Origin of the sequence: Bacillus sp. AP50 (assembly GCF_040492675.1) — a bacterium.
Lineage (GTDB): Bacteria > Bacillota > Bacilli > Bacillales > Bacillaceae_G > Bacillus_A > Bacillus_A cereus.
Map to the genome: position 1 here is coordinate 1 of NZ_JBEUTW010000052.1, position 7,303 is coordinate 7,303.

The window sequence follows — 7,303 nt, forward strand, 5'->3', positions numbered from 1 at the left end:
ATCTCATCTATCACTACAAATTCAACTTCATTCCGAACATAGCTTTTGGTTTTCCACTTTTTATAACCAATAACATTATCTAATATAGTTTTTCCACTATCTTTTTTATATAAATTATAGCTAACAGGTGGACGTCCAATTACATACTTATTATCAGAAAATCCGACTATATCATCCCTTCCTAATCCTGTCGAAACACTCCAGACAAAAATAATCCGAAATATAGAAAAAACAACAATACCACATATGAAAAAAAATAGGATTGATTTAAAAAATAGCTTTAAAGATATCCTGTTCAAAAACATCCCCTCCCATTTCACCTCGGGATAGCAAGAACAAAACGTGAATTTTGTACGCTAAGAAACCGAATTTTTTAGATTTTTGAAATCAGTCCCCCGTCAGTGGCATAAGAAAAAGAGTTACCGCAGTAACCCTATTGCTTATAATACACGTCACTAGGAAAAGCTATGGATGAATAAAGTCAATCTATGAAATTTCCCATAATCTTTTAACCTCCACCAATTCCTGTCCATTGAATTCCATTCTATATATATCTGGCTTTGATGTCTGTAGTAAAAAATTCAAATCATACTTACTGTCATAATACCCCATCATCAACGTCATAATAGCTCCATGAGTGCCTACTACTACTTTCTGTCCTCGATAGGTGTTTAATAATTCTTTTAAGACTTTTATAGCACGTTTCTGACAGTCGACATTAGACTCTCCTCCCGTTAAAGCAAAGTCGGGGTCTAAAAATGACTTTTCTATCAAAGGAAATAATTCTTTATCCGACATTCGTTCCTCTTCAGCAATAAAAATTCTCTCTTTTAAGTCTTCAAATACTAAAACTTCTTGTCCTATTTGCTTCGCTAACTGCTGAACAGTTAGAATTGAACGATTGTATGGACTCGAGATAACAACGTCGATCCCCTCACCTTGTAATATATCTGTTATTCGTTGAACATCTAATTTTCCTTTTTCGGTTAATCCTCTTGTTGCTTCTTTTCCAAACTTTGGTGAATCTCCGTGCCTAACCATATATATGAAAGTTTTCATAATTACCTCCAATTTTTTTAGGTTTCTTTATTCCGTATATAGCTTATATTAATTAAAAAGGACTTTCCCAATGAGCATAACTAATAATTACTATAAATCCTTCTGCATGCGATATCTTAAACACATTTCTTTACAATTCCACAAACGTAAATGTATAAAAACAAAAGAACACGTAAAATGGAGAGCTAAAAAAGACGAGTTCTTTTCTAGCTCTTATTTCATTTTCTAATTAATAATTCGTTTGCATATTCACGAGCCCAACGATCGGCGTCTAATACTGTTTCCAAATCTGGATTTGCAGTGCTATGATGAGCTTCAAGAGTAGAATAAATTGTTTTTTCGATATCAAAAAACGAAATTTTATTTTGTAAATATAGCGCATTTGCAATTTCATTTGCTGCATTTAAGACAGCTGGTGTTGTACCACCAATTTTCCCTGATTCATACGCATAATGTAAGCAAGGGAATTTTTTAAAATTTGGTTTTTCAAAGTGTAGGCTAGCTATCTCTAGTAGGTTTAATTTTTTATAGTTTGATTGTAATCTAGTTGGATAATGGAATGCATATTGAATTGGCATTCTCATGTCAGGAGCACCGAGCTGTGCCATGATGGATCCGTCTATAAATTCAACTAAAGAATGAATAACACTTTCTTTATGAATTAAAACATCAATTTTCTCATACGGGATATCAAATAACCAACGTGCTTCCATAACTTCAAAGCCTTTGTTCATTAATGTAGCTGAATCAATGGTTAGTTTTGCTCCCATTAACCAGTTGGGATGCTTTAAGGCATCTTTAGCTTGTAAGATTTCCATTTCCTCACGTGTTTTATCTCGAAATGCACCGCCTGAAGCAGTAACAATAAGCCTCTCAATTTCTTGAGTATTTTCCCCATTTAAACATTGAAAAATGGCAGAGTGCTCACTATCTACTGGAATTAAGCGGCAGCCGTTTCGTTTCGCTAAATCTGTCACAATATGCCCTGCTGCAACTAATGTTTCTTTGTTCGCAATTGCTATATCTTTTTTCGCTTTTAATGCTTCAATTGTTGGAAGGAGACCAGAGACACCGACAACTGAAGATAATACAAGATTAGAATCAGGGTAAGTTGCAACTTCAATTAATCCATCTGTTCCATATGTGACTTTTGTGTCCGTAGAAATTCGCTTCCGAAGTGCATCTGCTAAATCTTTTGTGCTTACGCTTACAATTCGAGGGTGAAATGTATGTATTTGTTGTTCGAGAAGGTCAATATTGTGATTTGCTGTTAAACCAATAATTTTAAAATGTTCCGGATGAGAAGTGACTACATCTAATGCAGACGTACCAATTGAGCCAGTTGAACCAAGAATCGAAATATATTTTACCATGATAATTCCTCCAAATTTGTATACTCCCTCTTTACACACCTATCCTACGATTCTATAGAAAGAATAGTGTATATTTCATTTTAGGTACTATATTATATTGAAATTTTATTCAATCTTTCCTGTGATTGACTACTAGTTCTAACAAACAGACCGTTATATAGGAAGAATGCCCCTATTATTACAATCATACCAATATAAACAGACATCATCGTAGGAATTAAGAATGCACCGACGATAATAGTCATTCTTGCAATTAGGTCCGCCCCAATATCTGATAGACCCGCAAAGGCTGAATATGATCCTCTCTTGTCAGCTGGAATCATATTAGCTTGTTCTGCATTTCTGATTGGTGAGTAAACAAGTTCACCAACAGTAGCAATAAAGTTAAAAATAATTAGTACGTACCAAGTGTTTGAAGATGTTACTGCCACATAGCCTATCCCATAGAGCACAAGACCTAAAAGTAACGCCTTTTTCCCACTTATATGATCTGTAAATTTATTTATAATAAATGTTAAACATACTACTAAAAGCATATTTTGTATATTAAGAATACTTAGCATCCTCACTCCTACTATTTCAAAGTCCCCAATGCTTATTGGATTGAATGTTTCTGAAAGTCGTACACCAATATAACTGTTTAAAGAAAACTCTGCCGCAAATATGCAAGTAGACCCTATTACAACTCTTAAAAATGCTCTATCTTGAATAGCAATTTTATAATTTTGAATTAGATCAAGTACTATATTTTCCTGCCTTTTTTCTAAGCACTCTTTAACTTCTGTAACTAGCCAAATTTTATAAGCAATCGGTACTGTAGCAGAAACACAAGTCAGTAGTATAAACAACTCTTGTTGATGATTAATGTATAAAAAACCACCTAATGCTGCACCAATTGCCATAGAAAGATTCATAAGCCAATAGTCAATTGTATAGACAGCCTTTCGATTTTTCGGTGTAGTTGAGTCTATGATGATAGCTTGCATGGATGGACGCCCAAGACTGCTAGTTATTATAAAACCTACATAAGCGATTGCAAATAACCAAATCATCTTATCTGTCGGATATAAGCTTAAAGTCATGAATAAAAACATCAAAGTACTAGAAAAAGAAGTTAACAATAAGATTTTCTTTCGTTGAAATCGATCTGAAATGTAACCTCCAATTAAATTTGAAAAAAAACTTAACATAACCGTTAAGATTAAAAATAAACCAGCCCATACTTTATTTATTTCTTGAGCAAAAAACAATGCCATAAAAGGCATTACTGCTGATGTAACAGCACGATTAAAAAATGATGTAATTAAGCGTACTTTTATATTTTGTTCAAATTCTTTCCAATTCATCGTATCTCCTCCCCTTGTCTAATGTTATATTAAACTAGACTTATCAAATTAAAAATGGACACCTTCAGAAAAACATGTCCACTTATAAAAGGAGATAGGAAAATGGATAAAACTTTACTGAATCTATGGCAATCATTTTCTTCTGGAAATATAAAAATACAAGACCTAGCAGATTTTTTAAATTTAAGTACAAAGCAAACCGTACGTTACTTACATAAATGGATGGATGAAGGTTGGCTAACTTTCATTCCTGGAAAAGGTAGAGGAAACCCCTCCTCTCTCCAATGGTTGAAAAATGTAGAACAAATCTATGAGTCACAAGTAATGGAAATTATGGACCAACAGCCTGTTGAAAAAAGTAGTAAATATTTACTATATAATTGGTCTCCAAACAGTAAACTACGCTTAATGACTAAGTTTCATTCAAAATTTGGCTATATACATAATTCAGATGACAAATTAATTATTCCTAGAAGGAAGCCCCTTTTAACAACACATCCGCTCGAGGCTGCCGATGTACATAGTGCACATATTGTTGCGAATGTTTTTAATCGACTTGTTTATATGGATGAAAAGGGGAACATATTCCCTGAAATAGCTCACAGTTGGGATTTAACTCCATCTACGCTTAGACTATATTTAAAAAAGTCTATAAAATTTCATGATGGCTCCATCTTAACAGCGTCTGATGTGAAATTATGTCTCTCAAAATTACGCAGTCATACATACTATAAAGACTTATGGGCACCCATAGAAAAAATAGAAGTTGTATCACCACTAATTCTTGATATACATTACCCAAAGGGGTGTAGTTATTGTTTACAAATGTTATGTATGATAAATACAAGTATTTATAAAGAAAATAACGGTCAAATCATAGGAAGCGGTGGTTTTTATATAGGAGAGAATAGCCTGGAGAAAACATCATTGATAGCATTTCATGATTATTTTCAAGAAAGACCTTTGCTAGATACAGTAGAATTCATTCAAGTCCCTCTGGAATTTGATACTATTTATCAATCTTCCAAACACCATAAATGTAATTCTACTTTTCAAGTAGAAAGGAATTCCGGTTTTGGCGTTATAATTATGAATGCTTGGCGCGATTCTTCCATTCAGCACATAGATGTTCGTAATTACTTACATTCTATTATCGCTAACAATATAAATCATATTCATGAATATGATTCTCAAAAAATCCCAAATATTAAAAGCTGTTTAAAAGACATAGATCATCAAATCAATATCCCAAAAAGAAAACGTCCTGAATTTAAAGAACCACTTATTATAAAAGCTACTCAGTATACAGAAGCAACCACAAAATGGTTAATGAATATCTTAGAAAAAGAAAATATACCTTTTCAAGTTAAATGGGTTCCATTTGAAAACTATCTTAGGGATGAAAAACTTAATGAACAAGTCGACCTTTTTATTCATGGTGAAGTATTCGAGATGAATCAAGAGATATCATTTTATTATTTTTTAACAGCTAGATATTCACCATTGGCTAAAGTTTTAAAAACAAATAAATCACTAAGAAACCAACTATCTAAATACAAACATACACATTTTGAAGAGTGGCCTTTATTAAATAAGAATCTTGAAAAAGAACTGATAGAATCCTCTATTATGATTCCCTTATACTATGAAACACGTCAAATTCCTTTTTCATCAGACTTAACGAATATTAAGATGAAATATTTTGGGTATGTGGATTTTTCTCAACTTTGGATAAGACCTTTAATATAAAATTCGCAAGATGTGCAGAAATAATAAAGTTGTTTAATTTACAATAAAGTCATTTAAAAAATAATATAGTTGTTTAAAAATCCTTATTCCACGAACGGAGCAGGTTAGTGGAAGCAATAGTAATTAGGTTTGACTGGGAAAATTGTCGATGATATTAAAAAAGACACCGAAGTGTCTTATGTTTTTCAAATTAAGCATACCGATAAATTGAAATTTAATTACTTAACATTATGCTTATCTTGGGAGCGAGGTATTTTATCGGTGAGTGTATACAAACCATGTAATGCTTGCTGTTAATAATGCTGACGAAATCAAAGCTGTAAGAACACTATATGTTTGCCAAATAAGTATTGTTGACCAATCGAAAGCACAGTATACCCAGGGAAATCGTAGCGATCAGGAAAATAACTGTTACGGTTATTCTCTTTTTTGTCATTGGCTGCCGCTCATTCGTTTTCCTTCTGCGTAATCCTAAGAGAAATAGCAAAACGGCCAATAGGCAAAGAATAATTGTGATAGACGACAAAATGATATCCAAAAGCTGTGTGCCGCTTATTTCATATGACTGAGTTAGATTGCCCTCTAATATATCTTTAACTTTTAGTACCATGTTTATATTGGTATTTGCGCCGTTGCTCAGCAAGGAGACGGCTGTTCGTTCATTTAGCAGTATGGCTACTTCGGTTCTGAAATTTGGATTGCCCCCAGTGTGTTCTATAATCGTTTGTTCGGCGTTTACGGACCAGCCTGCCGCATAATACATACCGTTGACAGCCGAAACAGACATATCACCCCTATGTGATTTTTCGATAACCGTGTGAAATATTTCGGGTATGTCCTGCACGATACCCATCTGTATGCCCATCCAACGCGCCATATCTTTTGTATTAGAAATGATGTAGCCTGCGGGTTTATTCCCAGCATAATCCGGAGCTTTAAATGGAGTTGTCATAAAAAAGGAAGAACGGTAGCCCTGTGCCAACTGTCCAGTGGCTTGAGCATCTTCTTTATAAACATACGTCTGGTGAAGACCTAACGGCTGAAATACCTGTTCCTTCATAAAGTCTTCATAGCTTTGTCGCGACACAATCTCAATAACCAAACCCAATACGTCATAATTAACGGTTCCATAGTTATACTGTTCACCGGGAGGGAACGCCAATTCAGCATCCACGAGCATTTCCACAGTCTTTTGCAACATATCCGGTGTATTGCCTTGTGGAATATTTTGAGTATGCCTAATATTTGTTAGACCACTGGTATGGTGAAGAAAGTTATTTAGTGTAAGACTTTGCATATCAACAGGTTTCCCTTGATACTTTAACGTAAACCAAGGTAAATATTTTTGGACAGGGTCAGTCATTGAGAGCAGCCCTTGCTCTTCCAACAGCATAATACCCATACCGGTAAAAGCTTTACTGACAGAGGCTAACTCATAGAGTGTATTTTCACTTGCAGACAACCCCTTTTCACGGTCTGCATACCCTGAAGAAAAGTAGAACACTTCATCATCAGCAAGTATTGAGATTGACATTCCCGGCACACCTGATATACGACAGGCATCATCTATCAACGCTTGTATTGCCGCAGATTGCGAATCTGACAACGCATAACTTTGTGTTGCGAATCCTGGGAATAATATAAATATCGTTAATACAAAAACAATAATCTTTTTCATAAACTCTCCTTTTTGGAAAATTATAAGAAAATAATATAAATAACCTCCTTTTACAACTACGAAACTAAATTTTAATTTATCTTTCTATTCACCTATAT

The 7,303-nt window shown here is 34.0% G+C and carries 5 protein-coding genes and 1 pseudogene; 1 reads left to right on the forward strand and 5 read right to left on the reverse strand.

Going from position 1 to position 7,303, the window contains the following annotated elements; all coding sequences use genetic code 11:
- The 4 genes from ABWK52_RS05770 to ABWK52_RS05785 all read right to left on the reverse strand — a co-directional run.
- Positions 1 to 299 (reverse strand): hypothetical protein (locus ABWK52_RS05770; RefSeq protein ID WP_353771892.1); only part of this gene is annotated, 299 nt, incomplete at its 3' end.
- A gap of 187 nt (positions 300 to 486) precedes the next feature.
- Positions 487 to 1,059: a histidine phosphatase family protein gene (locus ABWK52_RS05775; protein ID WP_078214455.1), complete on the reverse strand. Its 573-nt coding sequence runs from the start codon at positions 1,057 to 1,059 to the stop codon at positions 487 to 489.
- Positions 1,060 to 1,277: 218 nt separating this feature from the next.
- On the reverse strand, positions 1,278 to 2,432 hold the full coding sequence (locus ABWK52_RS05780; RefSeq protein WP_098542463.1) for a 1-deoxy-D-xylulose-5-phosphate reductoisomerase: 1,155 nt from the start codon (positions 2,430 to 2,432) through the stop codon (positions 1,278 to 1,280).
- Between the two features lie 92 nt (positions 2,433 to 2,524).
- Entirely contained in the window at positions 2,525 to 3,778 is a 1,254-nt protein-coding gene (locus ABWK52_RS05785; RefSeq protein ID WP_078214453.1) for an MDR family MFS transporter, read from the reverse strand.
- Between the two features lie 102 nt (positions 3,779 to 3,880).
- Here ABWK52_RS05785 and ABWK52_RS05790 point away from each other — a divergent pair, with 102 nt between their 5' ends.
- Positions 3,881 to 5,527: an ABC transporter substrate-binding protein gene (locus tag ABWK52_RS05790; RefSeq protein ID WP_000361822.1), complete on the forward strand. Its 1,647-nt coding sequence runs from the start codon at positions 3,881 to 3,883 to the stop codon at positions 5,525 to 5,527.
- Positions 5,528 to 5,782: 255 nt separating this feature from the next.
- Here ABWK52_RS05790 and ABWK52_RS05795 read toward each other — a convergent pair.
- A pseudogene (locus tag ABWK52_RS05795) lies at positions 5,783 to 7,205 on the reverse strand (serine hydrolase domain-containing protein).
- Positions 7,206 to 7,303 lie beyond the last annotated feature (98 nt).

Bases quoted from the DNA above. Each gene is read 5' to 3' on its own strand.
- ABWK52_RS05780 (WP_098542463.1), bottom strand. From the start codon at position 2,432: ATGGTAAAATATATTTCGATTCTTGGTTCAACTGGCTCAATTGGTACG.
- ABWK52_RS05775 (WP_078214455.1), bottom strand. From the start codon at position 1,059: ATGAAAACTTTCATATATATGGTTAGGCACGGAGATTCACCAAAGTTT.
- ABWK52_RS05790 (WP_000361822.1), top strand. From the start codon at position 3,881: ATGGATAAAACTTTACTGAATCTATGGCAATCATTTTCTTCTGGAAAT.
- ABWK52_RS05785 (WP_078214453.1), bottom strand. From the start codon at position 3,778: ATGAATTGGAAAGAATTTGAACAAAATATAAAAGTACGCTTAATTACA.